Genomic DNA, 391 nt, shown 5'->3' on the forward strand with positions numbered 1-391 from the left:
CGCTCAACGAGCCTGACAGAAACCGAAGAAGCCATGGCAGTCGCTTTTCGCCGGCATACTTTACTGCCGCTGGATGACTGCCTTTATGCCCTGCAGGCCAGCATTCCTCATCTGACACGTTCGGCCCTGCATCGCTGCTTTCAGCGTCACGGGATATCCCGGTTGCCGGACATCGAGGGAGACAAGCCCAAACGCCAGCGCTTCAAACGCTATCCCATCGGCTTTTTTCACATCGATATTGCCGAAGTCCAGACCGCTGAGGGCAAGCAGCACCTCTTCGTTGCTATCGACCGGACAAGCAAATTCGCTGTCACACAACTCGTCGGGAAAGCCGATCGGAAGACAGCCTGGGAATTCCTCGAACATCTCCTGAGCATCATCCCTTACCGGA

At 56.0% G+C, this 391-nt stretch carries 1 pseudogene; it reads left to right on the forward strand.

The annotated features are described in order from the left end of the window. Positions 1 to 391: pseudogene (locus KP705_RS18835) on the forward strand (IS481 family transposase); the annotation flags it as partial.

The organism is Gluconobacter sp. P1D12_c (genome assembly GCF_018812105.1).
In the GTDB taxonomy this organism is placed as follows: domain Bacteria; phylum Pseudomonadota; class Alphaproteobacteria; order Acetobacterales; family Acetobacteraceae; genus Gluconobacter; species Gluconobacter oxydans_A.